This window comes from Nocardioides sp. NPDC023903, assembly GCF_040639295.1.
In the GTDB taxonomy this organism is placed as follows: domain Bacteria; phylum Actinomycetota; class Actinomycetes; order Propionibacteriales; family Nocardioidaceae; genus Nocardioides.
In genome coordinates, this window is sequence record NZ_JBEZZS010000001.1 from 545,497 (window position 1) to 562,474 (window position 16,978).

The 16,978-nt window shown below is 64.2% G+C and carries 7 protein-coding genes; 2 read left to right on the forward strand and 5 right to left on the reverse strand.

Going from position 1 to position 16,978, the window contains the following annotated elements; genetic code table 11:
* Window positions 1-10 precede the first annotated feature (10 nt).
* Both pglX and pglW read right to left on the reverse strand, forming a co-directional pair.
* Entirely contained in the window at window positions 11-3,817 is a 3,807-nt protein-coding gene (gene pglX / locus AB0F44_RS02675; protein WP_357352382.1) for a BREX-2 system adenine-specific DNA-methyltransferase PglX, read from the reverse strand.
* Window positions 3,818-3,857: 40 nt separating this feature from the next.
* Entirely contained in the window at window positions 3,858-7,976 is a 4,119-nt protein-coding gene (gene pglW / locus AB0F44_RS02680) for a BREX system serine/threonine kinase PglW (protein WP_357352383.1), read from the reverse strand.
* 251 nt (window positions 7,977-8,227) lie between these two features.
* On the opposite strand from pglW, the gene AB0F44_RS02685 reads away from it, so the two are divergent.
* Window positions 8,228-8,857 (forward strand): hypothetical protein, encoded by a 630-nt coding sequence (locus tag AB0F44_RS02685; RefSeq protein ID WP_357352385.1) that lies wholly within the window; start codon window positions 8,228-8,230, stop codon window positions 8,855-8,857.
* Window positions 8,854-9,270 carry a GIY-YIG nuclease family protein gene (locus AB0F44_RS02690; RefSeq protein WP_357352387.1) on the forward strand — a complete coding sequence of 139 codons (417 nt, stop codon included), beginning with the start codon at window positions 8,854-8,856 and terminating at the stop codon, window positions 9,268-9,270. The genes AB0F44_RS02685 and AB0F44_RS02690 overlap by 4 nt, the downstream gene beginning before the upstream one ends.
* A 457-nt stretch (window positions 9,271-9,727) precedes the next feature.
* Here AB0F44_RS02690 and AB0F44_RS02695 read toward each other — a convergent pair whose 3' ends face one another.
* The 3 genes from AB0F44_RS02695 to AB0F44_RS02705 form a co-directional block, all read right to left on the reverse strand.
* Window positions 9,728-10,894, reverse strand: coding sequence for a hypothetical protein (locus tag AB0F44_RS02695; protein WP_357352389.1), 1,167 nt, complete (start codon window positions 10,892-10,894; stop codon window positions 9,728-9,730).
* Between the two features lie 97 nt (window positions 10,895-10,991).
* Window positions 10,992-11,306, reverse strand: a complete 315-nt coding sequence (locus AB0F44_RS02700; protein ID WP_357352391.1) for a hypothetical protein — start codon at window positions 11,304-11,306, stop codon at window positions 10,992-10,994.
* Window positions 11,307-11,429: 123 nt separating this feature from the next.
* Window positions 11,430-16,844, reverse strand: coding sequence for a DUF3320 domain-containing protein (locus tag AB0F44_RS02705; protein WP_357352393.1), 5,415 nt, complete (start codon window positions 16,842-16,844; stop codon window positions 11,430-11,432).
* Window positions 16,845-16,978 lie beyond the last annotated feature (134 nt).

Here is a 16,978-nt window from a genome sequence, read left to right on the forward strand (position 1 = left end):
ATGACTGACGTCACGAGGTCTTAGCCTTTCGCCCACGTGTGGTCGCTGACGGAGCCCACTCGGTCACCTGATCACGAGTCTTCTCCAGCTGCGCGAGGTACTGATCCACGACCTGTCCGATCACCGCCGCCGGGCTCGCGCCGAACGCCGGGTCCTCCTCGGCATGCCACTGCCACAGCCACGGCTCCAGCTCGACGAGCCCAGCGACCATCGGCACCAGCACTTCGGCAGCCGCCTCGGGTGTTGACGACACCAACGACTCCTGCAGCGGCAGCTCACGTCCCAGCGCGAGCGCCTGGTCCCGGTGGTCCCAGCCGGCCCAGCCCAGCACCGGCGACCCATCGCTTTCGCGTCCCAGGCCGGGATAGAGGATGAACCGCTCCTTCGGCACGTCCAGCTTCCCGCGCGCCTTCCAATACGCCGGCTTGCGGAAGTCCACCTGCCCATACTTCGGCGGCACAGCGATGTCGACCTTCTCCCCCGCGTCCTCGCGACGCTGCAGCTCCCAGGTCTCCTGCCAGGTCCGGAACTTCTCTAGCCCCGACGGCTTGTATCTGTGCGCAGCAAGGTACGGAACCGCCTCTTCGACCACCAGCGTCCCGAGCACCTTTCCCGGGTCAGGCTCGACGTCACCGGTCAGCACGCTCACCAGCTCCCGCAGCACCTCATCGGCCCGTAGCAGATCAGCGAGCTCTGCGACCGACCGCGCCGCCGGTCCCTGCTCGTCACGCCACAGTTCCGGCAGTTCCAGCCGATCCAGAATCGCGCCCTCCAGCGCCCTCTCTCGCTGAGTCTCCCACGGCGTGACCGCCCACCGTCGCTTGAACTCCGGCTTCTCCAAGAGCCGGATACTAGGGTCAGACTCGATCAACTCCAGTCGTCGCTCCACGATCGCTCGGTATCCATCCGGCCAACGCTTCGGCAGCTCCGTGATCGGCTTTGAGGAATGCCGAGCGAACCAAGCCGTCTCCTCGTCACCCGCCTCGACGCGGCGAGCCAAGCTGACCTCGAACGCCCGCTCCCCGAGATCAAGCCAACGCCCGATCGAGCCATCAGCACTCCAGCCCTCATCGCTCCCGTCGGTCGAGCCCGGCGAGCGCCAGCGAGCCGGTGGCGAGACCAACACATCAGCGGCCTGATCGATCAGCCCATAGAGCCCGTAGACCTCCCAGTCGAGCTCCTCCTGTTCGAACACCATCCGCTGACGCAGACCAATCCACCGATCCTCTGCATTATCGAGCACAGCACGCAAAGAGCCTTGCTCGGTTTGAAGAGTCAGCCACGCGCCGATCACCGCCGCCGGCGAGCTCTTTGCCAATTCCTGAGCCAGTGAATCCAGGGCCCGTCCACGCTCCAACGGCAGCGTCGTCGGCATCGGGAACTGCTCCAGCTTGGTCCCGGTGAACTCGTAGAAGTCCTCCCAAGGAACCTGTGTCTGACGAGCACCCTTTGTGTCGACAGTGCTGCCCTTGTTGTGGCTGACCTGCTTGAGCCAGAAGCACGCCGTAGAACTGTTGAGCACCCCGATCAACTCCAGATGCTCCTCCTCCGACGCCCCCTCCGGCAACTTGATCACCGGTGCAGTGCGATTAAACGTCTTCCCGCCCCGGTCAAGCACGAAGTGGTTGTGCGTCGCCACGAATGCGAATCCGATTGACAGCTCCGTCCTCAATTTCGGCTTCGCGAGCAGGCCATACTCGAACCATTCCAAGCCGCGCTGCTCCCTGGTCTTCGAGAACATCAAGTATCCCGATACAACCTTGCGGAACGGCCAGATCCAATGCGAGTCCCGGGCGGCCGTTGACGGACGCAAGTCCGAGTCATAGGGCCACAAACGCGGTGAGCTCGTCAGGCAGTAATCACGAATGTCTTCACCCACAACGATTGGTCGCATCGGCTCGGTAGACCGCTGCGGGATCACGAATGCCTCCTCCTCGCCGAGCACCGCCATCACGCCAATGTCTGTGGTCCGGCTACCAAGCACCGACCGGGCCGTCGCCTCCAAAGCCCCCTGCAGTTCCCCGGCCCCACCGCCAGCAAGCGACCACGGGTGCGCTGCAAGCAGTGCACGCTCCACGTCACCCACCGAGACGTACTTGCCTTCATATCCTGGCTGGTCGAGGTGGGAAACTATTTCGCACCAGACCAAACCCTTCGACGGCTCATTCGGCTGGCCAGGCTCGCCGCGTACACCGAGCACGGCGCGTACCACTTCTCCTACCGGCCGCCGACGACGCCCGACCAGGATGACGGTCGGGGTGCCGTGGCCGGGGATGTAGGCGCCGGAGGTGTCGATTACGGCTCGTAGGTCGACCGGGTTGCCGAGGTGATGTCCTGCGAAGAGGCTCTCGATGAGCTTCTTGCCGAACTCTCGCTTCATGAACGAGTTGGCGGTGATCTGGCCGACGTACCCAGCCGGCATACTCTGCTCGCCACGGATGGCGAGGCGGAAGAACAGTTCGGCGAACGGGGCGGAGAGGGCGTACTTGCCGGCGGCCGTCTTGTAGTGCTCGCGGTAGCGGGCGTTGAGCGCCTTGTCCTTGACGGTGATGTAAGGCGGGTTGCCGACGACAACGTGATACTGGCCCTGCTCGAGAATGCCGTGGTAGTCGGTGAGGTCCTCGGTGTCGTAGAGGAACTCCGGCTCGTCCTCACCACCGTCGATGTTGATCTCGGTCTGAGTCATGCCTCGTTCACCGAGCAGCGAGTCGCCGATAGCGAGGTGATAAGCCACCTCGGGCAGCGCGACCAGGGACCGCTCGCCCGTCGCCTTGAGCCCCGTGACGGTGAGGCGGAAGCGAGCGATCGCGACGGCGAATGGGTTGAGGTCAACGCCGTGGATCGAGTCCATCGCCCGACGTACTCGCTCTTTGGCGTTCATCGCTGGAGCCTCGGTCTCCCACTCCGCGACGAGCCGATCGAAGGCTCCCAGGAGGAAGTGACCAGACCCACAGGTGGGGTCGATGAGCTTGAGGCCGTCGAGGCCGAACTCCTTGATCGCTGGGGTCAGCGTCTGGTCGAGGATGAACTCTTCGACGAAGACCGGGGTCTGCAGAAGGGCGTACGTCTTCTTCGCGTGGTCGGAGAGGTCTTGGTAGAGGTCGCCGAGGAAGCGGGTGCCGAGTTCAGGGTCGGTGAAGTCGTGGACCAGGTCTCCGGACGTGTCGGTGCGGCGCCAGAAGTCGATCAGGCTGGTGGCCGACTCGGGACTGATCAGCGCGGACCAGACCGGGTTGTGTCCCGGGTCGACAAGCGCCTTGCCTGCAGGCTGCGCGGCCAACACTTTGAATCCCTGCTGCAGCCAGTCGCGGCGGTTGTGGGTCGGGTTGACGAGGAAGTAGGCGGTGAGATTCTCCTCGGCGCGTGCGGTGCGGTCGCCAGGGCCGGCTACCCAGCCGACCGGCACGGGGCTGCCGTCGATCTGGGCGCCGCTCAGCAGGTCGTTGTCCTCGCAGAAGCGGAGGAACGTGGTGGCGATGATCCATGCGACGGCGGCCTGGTCGACCTCGTTGTCGCGCCAAACGATCCAGGAGTGACCGGTTCGCTCACGGCGGCGAGCCTCGGCATACTCCTCCTTCAGTCGCTTGCCCCAGCTGTTGTCTGCGTCCTCGGCGCGCTCGCGCAGGTCAGCCTGCAGGAGCTTGAGCTGGACCTTGAGGTCCTTGAGGAGCGCGGCGGAGTCAATCAAGAAATGGTTCCTTCTACTTCTCGCACGACGCCGTCGGCGTCGAGATGTGGCAGCGGCGGGGCGGGGTGCCTGCTCTGTGCGGCAGCTCCGGACATCGCTCGTCTTTCGGCCCCGGCGTGCGTACAGCATCGTGTCACACGCTGTGGGTCCTGTGGGGCGGAACAGCGACTCATCCGGCGGTGCTCAGAGCCAGGGCCGAGAGGTCGGAGGGCAGTGTGATCCAGCCGCTGGGCCCGAGCGGCACCGGTTGGCCCTCGAGCCTCGGAACGGCCTGGTGGGCCTGCATCGCGACCAGCAACCAGCGGGCCGCGGGCCGTGGGTTGCCAACATCCAGAAGGTGAGCCAGCAAGCTGCTCATGCCGTAACGCACCAGGGGACCCGGATTGACGACCAGCAGCGGTGACTCGGTCGCGATGCGCTGGTGCCACCGGGGTTCGACCGCCTCGCGCACGAGGCCGGTGAGGTTGGCCCAGTCGCTGCCGCCCTTCTCACCCGCATCAACACCGAGGACGAACGGCCAGGCAATGTCGTAGGAGGCCGCAGTCTCCTTGGTTGCCTCGACCAGCAGCGCTGCGACGTCGAGGACCTCGACATCGAAGAATGTCGTGAGGTCCGTGGAAGCCTTGAGGTAGCGCTTCGGGGTCGTGCACAGGGTGAGTGCACCGTGCCGGCGCAGCGATTCCTGCAACCGGACGGCTGCCTCAGGGATCGCCGTGGGCGGCAGCATCGTGCCCGTCGTGCCGGTGATCGAGCTGTCGCGTGCCGTGGCTGGCTCGTAGACGTCACCGCGGCGCACCATGCCCGGCATCACCGCGGTGACCAGCTCGTCCAGCTCGTGTGCCGCCGTAGGCAGGTCCACCATCGGAAAGCGAGTCTTCACGCTCTTGCGCACGGAGATCTCGCTGATCTGCCGACCGGGCTTCCCGCTCAGCGCGAGCTCCAGCGCCGACTTGGCGTCGAGGTCACGCGGGTAGAGCTCGTCGAAGCCCGAGACGGCGGCGTTCGTGCTGGCCTCGGCCCCAAGCCTCAGCAGCCCCCGATCATCAAGGCTCAGGACCTCGCCACCGATCTCGTCAGCGACTTCGCGCAGTCGTCGGCTCGCGACGGTAAGGGCGACAACGCCCTCAGTGATCAGGGCGTCCGCTTCGCTGCCCAGCTCGGCGGCGGTCTCGATGAGCACGTCCGCCGTCGGGTACTCCCGACCGGTGCCGTCGGGGTCAGCCGTCTCATGCAGGGCGATGAGGGTCGCGCGCTTGCTGCTGCGGCGCAGCTCGAGCTTGGGCTCGTCGTCACGGAGGTCATGCTCGAAGGCTGCTCGCAGGAGCGCGGCCCCGTGGCGTGCGCGCTCGGGACCGTCGAGGAGCGATCCTCGTTCGGCGACCACGCCCATGGCGAGCGTGGCCATCGTGAGCACGCGGCCCTCCCGGGCCAGAATGCGGGTCGCGTCGTCCAGTACGCCCTGGACTGGGGAGGTGGAGTCCTTGAGCCAGGCCACGACTGCCGCATCGACCTTGCGCGTGACCTGATCGCGGGCGAGGCCGAGGTGCTTGGCCACCTCGGCGGTAGTCGGCCAGGTCGGCTGCGCCTCGGCGGTCTCTTCGGTCAGGCCCAGCACGGCCTTGAGCACGACCTGATCCTCGCTGTTGAGGCGGTCGAGGAGGCTCGCGACGAGGCGCTCGGTGCCGTATTGCCCCGAGGCTGCCACATTGGCCTCTTCGGTGGCACTCAGGCGCAGCCGCCACTCCTTGATCCGGCGCTGGATCTCCTTGCGGTAGGTCTCCCCCAGGCCGCGGATGGTGTTGATGTTGATCGGATGCACGCCGAGCAGGTCGCCGACCGTCGCGACATCGAGGCGTGCCAGTCCCGATCTTGCGCGCGCCGAGAGGCCAGAGCGCTCCAACGGGGTCTCGACCGTCGCCTTCTTCGCGAGCTCGTCGTTGCTCTCAGCAGTCTCCTCGCTCGAGTCCAGAGCTGCGAAGACCTCATGCCAGGCCAGCGCGAGTTCATCCGCGCTGCGGAACCTACGCTCCACATCGGGGTGGAGAGCCTTCTTGAAGAGCTGGGTGAGCTGGGTGGCGACCGAGTGCTCAAACGCAGCCCGTTCGATGACCGGCGCTGCCTTGCTGTCCGGCGGCTGGCTCGCCCCGTTGGACCACCACGGGAGGACACCGGTCGCCATTTCGAAGAGCGTGGCCGAGACGGCGTACAGCTCGGCCGCACGGTCATAGCGCTGCCGCCGTCCGCGGCCGAGGAAGGGGTCGAGGTATCCGGTGGTGCCAGACTCGACGTTGTCGATGCTCTCGTTGGCGAGCGAGAGATCGAAGAGCACCAAGGTCGGCTTGCGCGAGCCGGGGTCGGGGATGATCCCGAGGTTCGCCGGCTTGATGTCGCGGTGGAAGACGCCCTTGCCCTCCATGTAGACCATCGCCTCCAGTAGGTCGCTGCCGAACTGCTGGAGCTGGCCGATCGTCGAGCGCCCTTCCTTCGCGAGCCTCGTCGCGAGCGTTTCCGGGCCCGCGTCGGTCATGAGGAGCGCCTGGCGCCCGTCGACGTCGATGGGACCGTCGATCAGCTTGACGATCCTCTTGTGGTCGAGCGCCCGCAGGACGTCCGCTTCTGCGGCCAGGCGGCGGTCGGCGCCGGCGCTGCGAGCGATCTTAAGGATGACTTCGCGCTCGTCGCCGGAGTCACAGTCATTCACCGCGAGGGCGATGCCACTGGAGCCCTCTCCACGACGGGACACCACGATGAACCTGTCCGCCACGATGTCGCCCGCCTGCCCATCGAGCGGGTCCTCCGCCTTCGTTGGCTCGGCCTCGTCGGGCTGGCGTACGTCCTTCCAGCCGATCCGGAAGAGGTCTACCGCCTCAGAGATCGTCTCTGGCCGATCGGATTCGGAGACGGCCGTCGCCAGAGCGACTACGTCTGCGATGCCGTCAGGAATGCCTTGTGCGGAGGCACGCGGGTCGAGCGCCTTCGTCTCGGCAAGCTTGCGCTCGAGCTCCGCGATGTTCTCAGCGGGCGGCCGGCCGGTCAGGATGAGGTAAGCAAGAGTGCCGAAGCCATAGACATCTAGCGGGACCCCGGGGAGTCCTTCGGTTGACTGTCGCGCCTCAGGGGCGATGTAGAGCCAGTCTTCCTGGTTGGCGACACCCATGATGTCGCTGACACCGGCGCTGATCGAGGTCCAGCGCGTCGTGGCCTGGCTGCTGCGGTCCTTCTGGCCGAAGTACCAGTCACGGATGGAGATGCTCGGCAATCCACGCTTCGACGGCCTGACCCACACTCGCTGCGGGCTCAGCGCTCGGTGGATCAGGTGACGCTGGTGCGCGAAACGCAGGATCTCGCCGAGTCGGTCGACCAGGGCGAAGCGCTGCTCGAAGCTGAGCTCGGCGCCCTGCGTCGCAAGGTAGGCGTCGAGCGGCAGCTCTGAGTCGTCGTACTCGAAGACCAGGGCAGGGCCGTCATCGGTCTTCTTGAACTCGTTCGGCACCGCGATGCCGTCATGCCTGATGCCGTAGGTGAGCTGGAACTCTCGCTGTGCGAGCTGCTCCACTCGCTGGCGCTCACTCGCCGCCGCCTTCGGCTCGACGTCATAAAGGCGGACGCGAAGCTTGATCTCGCTCAGATGAGGGTGCTCGACCAGCACGTCCTGCCAGTCCGGACCTTCGGCGATCGGCGTCGAGTCCGACACCTTGTAGTCACCGACCATGCGCACCTTCGGCGCCGCCCGGAAGCCGGCCTTCCCGCACAATGCCTGGATCTGCTTGGCCCTGACGAGGTCGATCCGATGGTGCGGGCTGCTCGGCTGCTCGGCGAGGAAGGTGCTGAGCTTCGGCAGCGACGGCTTCGCCTTGACGCCATAACCGTCGAGCGCGAGTACGTTGCTGCGTCCTCGCTCGTCGAGCTCGATGTTGCTGTCGGTGCCGTGGAGCACGACCTTCGCGTTCAGGAATGGCACCGTCTTACGGGCGGCGTTGGGCGCGGCGTCCTTCAGGACCTCAGCAAGCCGCTTGGCCTTCCGGTCGGTCGCCAACCATGGGTTCTCGACGTTGCGGGTGCCGTGGTCCCAGCGTTGCGAGGTGCCGCGGATCGTGCCGTGCCACCCCTTCAGCTCGACGACGTACAGCCCCGACTTGGTCAGCAGCAGGACGTCGATCTCTGCGGAACGTCCGTTGTTGTCGATGAACGTCAGGTTCGCCCAGGCCGTGGTGATCCCGTCCTCAGGAAGCAGCTCGCGAAAGTCGTCGAGTGCCTTCTGCTCCGCAGGCGTTGCCGCGGGACCCATGACAATCCAGTGGCCCGAGTCAGCCTTCATCGTCGGCCTGCATCCCCATCGTCATCGATCCACCATCAGTACCGTCACATCGTGCCACAGCGGGTCATCGGCCCGTTGGCCGATTGCTTGCCTTCCATACCCGATGTTGGGGACGTCGCGAATGCGAACGCTGGAACACACCCCGGCTCCTGCACAGGTCCCTAGAGTCACTCGCGACCGGGGCTGCGCTCGACCCGCGCAACACCCTCGAAGGAGGAACGATGGCGACGAACGGTGTCTTCTGCCTGGAAGGCGAGTGGGATGCGGACCTTCGCAAGCGCACCTCAGTCCTGCCCGTGCTGGAACTCCTGGAACGACTCGGCGCGATCAAGGCTATCCATCGGAAGGTCGCCACCACCGGTGAGGTCGAGCACTACCTCAACCTGTGGGGTCAAGCCCGGTACGACGACTATCTCGTGCTCTACCTGGCTGCTCACGGCGACAAGGGATGGCTGGCCTGGTCGAGCCGCAACCACACCAGTCTCGACGCTCTCGCCGAGGTCCTCGGTGAGAGTGCCGCTGGCTGCTACATCCACCTCGGCTCGTGCCTCACGTTGTTCAACGAGAAGCAGGCAAGCTCGTTCGTCGAGAAGACCGGCGTACGCGCACTCCTCGGTTTCCGCACCTCGGTCGACTGGGTCGAGTCGGCGGCCTTCGAGACGCTCCTTCTGTCCAAGCTCGCCGAGTACGCGCCGACTCGACGACGAGCCGGCACCTTCTTCAACGGGATCATGGCTCTCCAAGGCGACCTCGCCCGACGCCTCAAGTTCGTCATGGTCACTGCGGACGAGACTCTGAGGAGCCAGGACTGGTCACCTGGCAAGAGGCTTGCGGCCGACTTGGTCCCATGAGCACGAGCTCAGAATGGGCAGCGCTGTTCTCCGCCACGCGTCTCGCCACCGCAAGCTTGTCCAGCGGCGAGATCCCGCGCTCTCCAGGCGTGTACGCCTGGTTCCAGGACGGCGAGTGCGTCTACGTAGGAAAGGCCAGGAACCTGCGTGCCCGACTCGGTACGCATCTCAGCTCGTCCTTGGACCTAAGCCGCAGCACCCTTCGGGCCTCGGTCGCGGTCAAGGCGCTCGGAGTCACCCGCAAGTATGCGCGACGCCGACCGACAGTGATGACGCCGGAGCAGATCGCTATCGTCAGCGAATGGTTCGCGACCGCCGAGATCAGCTGGCTTGAGTGCAAGAGCCGGGAGGAAGCTCACTCGCTTGAACGTCGGCTCCTGGAGAGCCGGATGCCTGCACTGAACCTGATCTGACGGCGAAACGTCGGCGTCGATTGCCAAGCGTCCATCCGCTACTTCGAGCCGTCGGATCTTCCGCTCGCATTGACCGATCGGAACGCGCGTAGGACGTCCGTATCTGCGGGCGGCGTGTTGGCGTCCCAAACGCCGGCATAAACCACTTCGACCAAGGGCCAGACTTGGTCACGTCCGTCCTCAGCCGACTCGATGCGGTCTGCAACGTCGCCCGACACTACGAACTCGTGTGGGATGACACGCCCAGCCGTGTCGCACCGACCACCTGGATCCGGGAATCGCAGGGCAACCTTCCCTCCGGCCCGCCCGTAGGTCAGGGGATCGTCCGCAAGCTCCCTGAAGATCCGTTCATACTCCAGGAGCGGATCGGACATCCCACCCCGAAGTAGGAACCGAAAGCCCCAGCTACGCCCACGGGTCGCCCAGATAAAACGCTCCGTCAAGTCCGGCGTCCCACTCACGTTCTTCTCCGCAGCAAGCCCTGGGCTCTGCCCCGCTCCAGGTCAATCTTGAACTGCGTGAGTGTGGCCGCCAGATTGTTCTGGGCTTCCCGAGCCTGGGCATTCATCTCCTTGAGGCGGTCATCAACGAGCAGGGCAGCATCGATGATCGCAGGGACCGCTGCCCTAGCAGCGAGAGATCCGACCCTGGGGATCATCGACAGCAGTGACTCAACCAACTGCCTGTTGTCTGTAAGCAGGTTCGCGAAACCGCCAGCACCTGCCGCGAACGCGCGGAGCACTGTCATTGGGATCTGTGTCTGCTCCATCCACTGAGCAATCCGCTCCAAGGGGAGCATGAAGGCGACCGGCAGGATCAGGTCGAGGCCGACCTGGTTCCGCACATCAATGTCAACGGGCTCAGGCCCGGCCGACGAAAGCTCGAACTTGGCCGACGAGAGCAGCATGAAGTCCTCCCCCACCGAGAGCGCTTCGGGTGCTGACACCATCGGCTTGAGCGTCTCGAGAAACATCGCAAGATCCTCGCCTGCCTTCTCCATAACAAGGTCGTGGAAATCATGCACGTTCCATTCCGGGAACAGGTCGGCCTTCGACAGAGCGACGATCCAGATCCGCGGGAACCTGGTCAGGGGACCTTTGTCCTGGAGGATGTCATCCTGAAGGTGAAGCATCCCTTGCCGGAAGTTTCTGACGAGCGCCTTGAGGTACCGCTCCTCCTCACCCTTGTTGTCGAGCAGCTTCTGCCCGTCAACCAGCAAGAACGCGACGTCTGAACCGAGAAGAGAGCGGAACGTCTCGATACGCCGCTTGCCCTCCTCCTCGCTGCTGGGCTCCTCGTGAAACCACTCGCCGGGATAGTCGTGCCACCCGAGCCGGAGCCCCTGGTAGGGCTGACTATTTTGTCCACCCTTCAGCCTCACCGTGAAGGAGTACGTCGTCGCCATGAACCTGGTGGCTTGCGGCGTCTTCGAGGAGTTCTTCATACCTAGGTAATTCTGCGTGAGCCGCGCACCCTGTCCAGGATTGTCGGCAATCAGGTCCCACAGGTCATTTGACGACGCCGGCTCAGTAGTCGGACCGAAGAACGACGAGACCAGCACCGTCTTCCCCGAACCGCTCTCACCGAAGACTGCGATGTGCTGCTCTTTGACGTCCAGGGGCATGCCGCGAAACGTATCCGAACCCCCTTCCGCTTTGAACCCGCGCATTCAAGTCCGTACCCCACATTGGGGAGAAGAGCACGCCAGTCCGTGGCGCTGCTCAGAGACGGTCAATCCAAGTGTCCTCGTCGCGATCGTCCCAGGCCGATGTTGACGATGTCGGCGAAGCCGCCTTCCTAGCGTGAAGCCCCTCGAGAAGCGGGCGAACCTCGTCGTACGTCAGTTCTTTCAACGCAGTGATCGGGTGACCGACAAGCTCCTCGACGACCCTCTGCCGCTCGGACATCTCCGTCATGCCCAGGGTGTCCAACGCAGTTCGCAGTTGCTCGATCTGCCAGGCGGCCGCAGGCTGAGCCGCGGCCGCCTGCGCCTCGGGTTCGTCGCCGAGCTGAAAGAGCATGTCGTCGTCTGTCATGTTGGGCATCCTAGAACCGGCGCCCGTCAACCGCGCTAGGTGCCTGCGGGGTCAGCGGAGGCCACCACACTGGATCGCTGACCACGCCAATCAGGCCTTTGCCCTTGGGGTCGTAGCTTCACGTCACCGTGATCCAGTCGCGGGTTTCGCGAGGGTGAGGGTGTCGTCATCAGAACGGAGGACGTCGTCGGTCGCGATGACCCGATCGATGGCCTCGTTGATGCGTCGCTCGACAACAGCGCCCGTCCTCGTCCACCCGAAGACACGAGCGATGCCCTGCACCGCTTCGGACCGAGTCACGGCGCCCACGTCGCGAATAGTCAAGACTGCCGCCATAGCAAGTTCATCGAGATGAACCTGTTCAACCTTGCGGGCAACGCCGCCACCCGGGATTCTCACCAGAGTCACGTCAGCCGCTGGCGCCAAGAGGAATACACCGTCGCGGACCACCTGCGCCCGCTTGATTGCCAAGTCGATGTTCGCGCGGATGTTCACGCCGATGCGGCCGACATTCCACCAGGACCGGAGACGTTCGTACGCCACGTCGAGATGAATCGGCGCCTCGTGCGCGACGAGGGCTTCGATGGCTTCGACCATGTGGAGGTGATTGCCTGCGTCGCCGGGGTCTACCCACCAAGGTAGACCTCGGGCTGGGGCCACCGTGTACGAGCTTGTCCAGGTCGGTAGAGCTGCGATGTCTGCCTGTTCGGTCTCAACGACCGGTCGTTCGACGGGCGTCACCCGCTTCGTTCGGTTTTCAAGGGGTGCAGCGATCGCTTCCTCGATTGCAGCCCGTAGTCGGGTCTCCTCGATCGTGCGGTCGCGGTACCAGGCGGTACCCCAGATCCGGTGGAGTCGCCAGCCAAGGCCGACGAGGATCTGATCACGGAGCCGGTCGCGGTCGCGAGCGGCTGGAGCGGAGTGGTACTGATAGCCATCACATTCGATGCCGATTGCGAACATGCCAGGGTAAGCGGGGTGGCGGACGCCGATATCGATGCGGAAGCCAGCGGCTCCGACCTGTGGTTCGACGATATAGCCCCACCCCTGGAGAGTTGCAATGACCGACTCTTCGAACGGCGAGTCGGGATCGAGTCCCGTCGACGAGTACGGGACGGCGAGCGTTTGTGGGCCCTTCTCGGCATAGTCGAGGTAGCCGCGGAAGTACTCGACGTTCTCGTTGGTCGAAGGCGGGATCTGTCCAGCGTGCATGGATGCAACGACCTCGACCCGCTGCCGAGCACGGGTGATGCCGACGTTGAGGCGCCGCCATCCCTTCTCCTTGTTGAGTGCGCCGAACCCGGTTGACACCTTGCCTGCTTCGTCCGGCCCGTATCCGACGGAGAAGATGATGACATCGCGCTCGTCGCCTTGAACCTGCTCCAACGCACGGATGAAGAACCCATCGAGGCGGTCCTCGGTGTCGAAGAATCGGTCGAGGTCGCGCCTGTCGACTCTGGCTTCATCGATGGCGCTCTGGACTGCATCGGCCTGGGCAACGGAGAACGTCACCACTCCGAGCGTCAGGGTTGGACGGTTAGTGAAGTGTTCGATGACCCTTTCGGCAACCTTTGCCGCCTCGACCGGGTTGTAGGCACCTCCCCCGCGGCGGTAGGTGCCGTGGGCATGGAAGAACTCGACGCCGACGTCGTCACCCTCGGCGTGCGCGGAAGGGAAGGTGACGAGCTTGCCCTCGTAGAATTTGTAGTTCGAGTACGCGATCAAGTCCTCGTGCCGGGATCGGTAGTGCCATCGCAGACCGAGGTTGTTGAACGCCCCTGACGCCTTCGCCAGCTCCAAGACTGACTGGAAGTCCTTGACGTCAGTCTCCTCGTCTTCGTCATCGGCCATGCGCTCAAAGAACGAGGTTGGTGGAAGCTGCTTGTCATCGCCGGCCAGGATCATTGCTTTGCCACGGTAGATGCAGTTGATGGCATCTCCCGGCGTCACCTGTGATGCCTCGTCAAAGATGACGACGTCGAACTTCATGTCGGATGGCAGGTACTGCGAGACTGCCAAAGGCGACATCATGAAGACCGGCTTGATGCTGGGGGTGACGTTGCGAGTCAGCGACATCAGGTCGCGAACTGGCCTGTGCTTTCTCTGCTTGCCGCCTTCGCGACGGATCACGCCGGGTTCGCCCATGGTCGTGTTGACCGGGCGACGGGCGTTGGCGGCAAGAACGATGTCAGCGGTCGCCGTTTTGAGGAGGTCGCGGTCGAGGGTTCGGTACTCCTCGACGAGCGCATCGCGGTCCCCCGCGAGTAACGGCCGGAGTCGTGCGTCGGATTGGATCATCGCGTCCGACCAGCCGCGCAGCAGAGCTCGGTTGACGACGTTCGGAACCTCGCGCTCGGCAAGCCGCTGCTGAATGCAGAAGTCGACGGCGGTGTCGAGTCCGCGTGCGGCGAGGTCGGCGTACGCGTGTTGGTAGTCGAACCACTCCTGCTGACCAACAGTGTCGCCTCGGAGGTCGGCTGTCATCTCCAAGGCACCGCTGTAGTCGTCAAGCTCCGCGGCGAGTTCATTGTGCCGCTGGGGAGCGAAGGCGCTGATGATCCTGCTGCTTGCCTGCATCCATCCGTCGTAGGCGGGCCACGTCGCCTCGACAAGATTGGAGTCCTCCAGCGCCTTTACTTGGCTGGTTGTGAGCGGTCCCTTTGCGATCAAACGAAGGCCGATTGCCCATCCGATTGCTTCGTCGAGCAGGTCAAGATCGGTTTCCCCGAAATTGAAGAAGTCCCCGAGCACCGCTCGATAGGTCGCTTCGGCGGCGACGATCTCTTCGGTGCCACGTTTGGCGTTGGCGACGAGCTCGACCAGGTCGTTGACTTCGGCCAGCGTGTGGATGCCACCAGTAATGCTCGCGACGGCGTTGATGCGGTCTGCTCCGCGCCGGGCTGGCTGGACATGGGCGGTGAGCCAATCGATGGCATGACCGATGGATCCGAGCACCAATTCGGGCCGACCTGACAGCGCCGGCGCCGGTCGAAGTTCGCGTTTCCACCTATCGATATCGGCACGCGCAGCATCTGCGACGGTCTGGAACGCGTCGTTGGATTCAGTCCCTGTCAGATAGGTCACCAACGCTGCGGGCACCTCGCCAACGGTGAGAGTGAGGACTTCTTCCACGATCCTGAAAGCGAGGTCGAGGGATACGAAGTCTGTGTCCCGCCCTGCCCAGTGCGTACCGAGCGCTTCGCCTCGAGCTGCGGCAAGCCTTTGGAAAGCCTGGTTGGATTCGCCCCACGCGACGGCGTCGGCGAGATGCGTGATACCGATCTTGACGTCGGCAGCATCGGTGAGAAGTCCCGCTACGGCTCGCTTGTCCATGCGGTAGTTGCCTGAGAGTTTCTTCAAACCCTTGTGCAGGTTCGCGAACCGATCCTGCAGATCGGCCAGCGGTGCGTGAAGTGCTGCCGGAGTGAAGACCACCGCAGCCTTCGCCTCAGAAGCAGTCAATGCGGCAACATGTTCGCGCATCTGGGCTGCTAGCGCGCGTGCATCAGCGAGCCCGGCGGTGGTGAACCAGCGGCGATCCGGACGGGTGTTCTGGGAACGCAGATCAATCAGCCGTGCAATGCGTTCGACGTCAGTGAACGTGTCCACCGGAGGAAGCCCTAGGTTGCCTGCCAACGACGAGAGTGAGCCAACCCACTCCCCGAGCATCCGGGCGTCGGCCTCGAATCGGTCCGCGGTCGCGGACAGGTCTGCGGCCGGCGACGCTTGCAGATCGGCTGCGAGTGGTGAGACCGCGACTGACAGAGGGGTAGGCGGCAGCGACCCCAGTTCAGGAAAGGCGGTCCATGGTCGCGAGCATGCTTGTAGCACTGCAGCTTCAGCATTCCTCAACCGAGCGATCTGCTGGCCGAAGTCTGCGCGCGCAGAGGCTAGAGCCTCGACCGAGTCAGCCGTAAGCCATCGCTCCACGATGCGATCTGGGTGTGGGCGATGCTGATGCTCAATCAGCTCGATGAGCTGAGGTGTGTCGGAGGGCCTAGTCAGCTCGAATGCCTCGACCAGGTTAGCGTTCAGCGCGACCGTACCTCGCAGTTCCTCGAGCGCGGATTCAGCCTGGTAGAGGCGTACCTCCAGCGACTGCTCGTCGACGACGTCGCGCCACAGGAACGAGTTACCCTGCGCAGCCGGGCGCCACGCACGTACGAGCTTTGCCAGAGTCTCCTGAATGCCGAGGTAGTCGCCTTCGCTGAGATCGGTCGGCGCGACCTCTGGGACCGGCGCGGTCGGTGTGCCCACGAGGTTCGCGTAGTCTCCCAGCACATGGTGCAGCGACTTGTTCAGTGGTTCGCGGATCTCGTTCATCGCCGACGCGTAGTCATTGAGCGACTCCCGGCGGTCCTTGAGGGACTGGCGGGCAAGCGTCGGCATCTCCACGGGTGGCCTGGCGACATTGTCGAGCGTCTTCAAGAGCTCGGTCGCGACCTCTTTTCGACTGGCCTTGTGAGAGTGAAGTTCCATCAGGTAAGACCCGAGCCCGGCGGCGGCCAGACGGTTGCGTACGACTTCGAGTGCCGCGATCTTCTCTGAGACGAACAGCACGGTCTTGCCGGCGTGGAGAAGCGCGCCGATCATGTTGGCGATCGTCTGAGACTTACCAGTTCCTGGTGGGCCGTCCATGACGAAGGTCTTGCCTGCCAAGGCCGCGGCAACCGCGGTCCGCTGAGACGAATCGGCGTCCAGGACCAATGGCGTCGCTTCTGGCGGGGCGAGCCTGTCGATGTCCTCAGGATCGATCGGATCGAACTGGAACTCCGTCGACTGCTGCATCGGGTCCGACGTCGCCAATGCTCGCACCACAGGGTGGTCAAGAATAGCGGCTTCGTTGTCGAGCAGATCCTTGAACATCGCCTCTTTGGCGAAGGAGAAGGTAGCCAAGTAGACAGCGTCACGAAGCGTCCAACCGACGAACGCCTTGCTAGTGGTCAGCGCAGCGCGTACCTCGGCTAGGGTCTCGGAGACCGTGAGACCCTCGATGTCCTGTGCAGTCGGAAGCTCGATCCCGAACTCCTTCAGCCGCAATGCGAGCGCAGGATTGATCACCGGGTCGTCCTCACCAACGGTGATGCGTGGCGTCCCCTTGGGCCCCTCGGGCAGCAGCTGCACCGGCACCAGCAAGACAGGGGAGACCATCGCTGTCTCATCAACGTCGCGCCAATCCAGCATGCCGAACGCGACATACAGCACCGTTAGACCTCGATCGAGGAACTCTGCAGCCGCTTTCCGCATCAGGTTCCTGACCACAGGGCCTACCTCGCCGTCGGGCCTTGGCGAATGAAAAAACACCCCCGACGGGAGCTGCCGCGGCCCGTTCGAGTCATCAAGGTCCACGTCGCCGCGGAAAGCCTGCGACTTGCTAGACCTCAGGAGGGCCAGGACTTCGTCAGCGTCCGGGGAGTCAATAAGCAGCGACGACGTCTTGGGCGCGCGGAACTTGATGAGCGCACTCTGGCGCGTCAAGCCAACGAGTCCGTCACGCCATGCCTTGAGAGCCGCCTTGATCTCGTCGTCCTGAGGCACTGTTCTACTCCCGATCACCACTCTGAGCCGTCGTTCGTACGGCAGAAGCAGGATCTTTACGATTCGCCGGATCAGGTTCGAGAGCAGAACCGGCTACACCAATTTGGGTACGGCCCAGTCGGGACTCGTGCTCG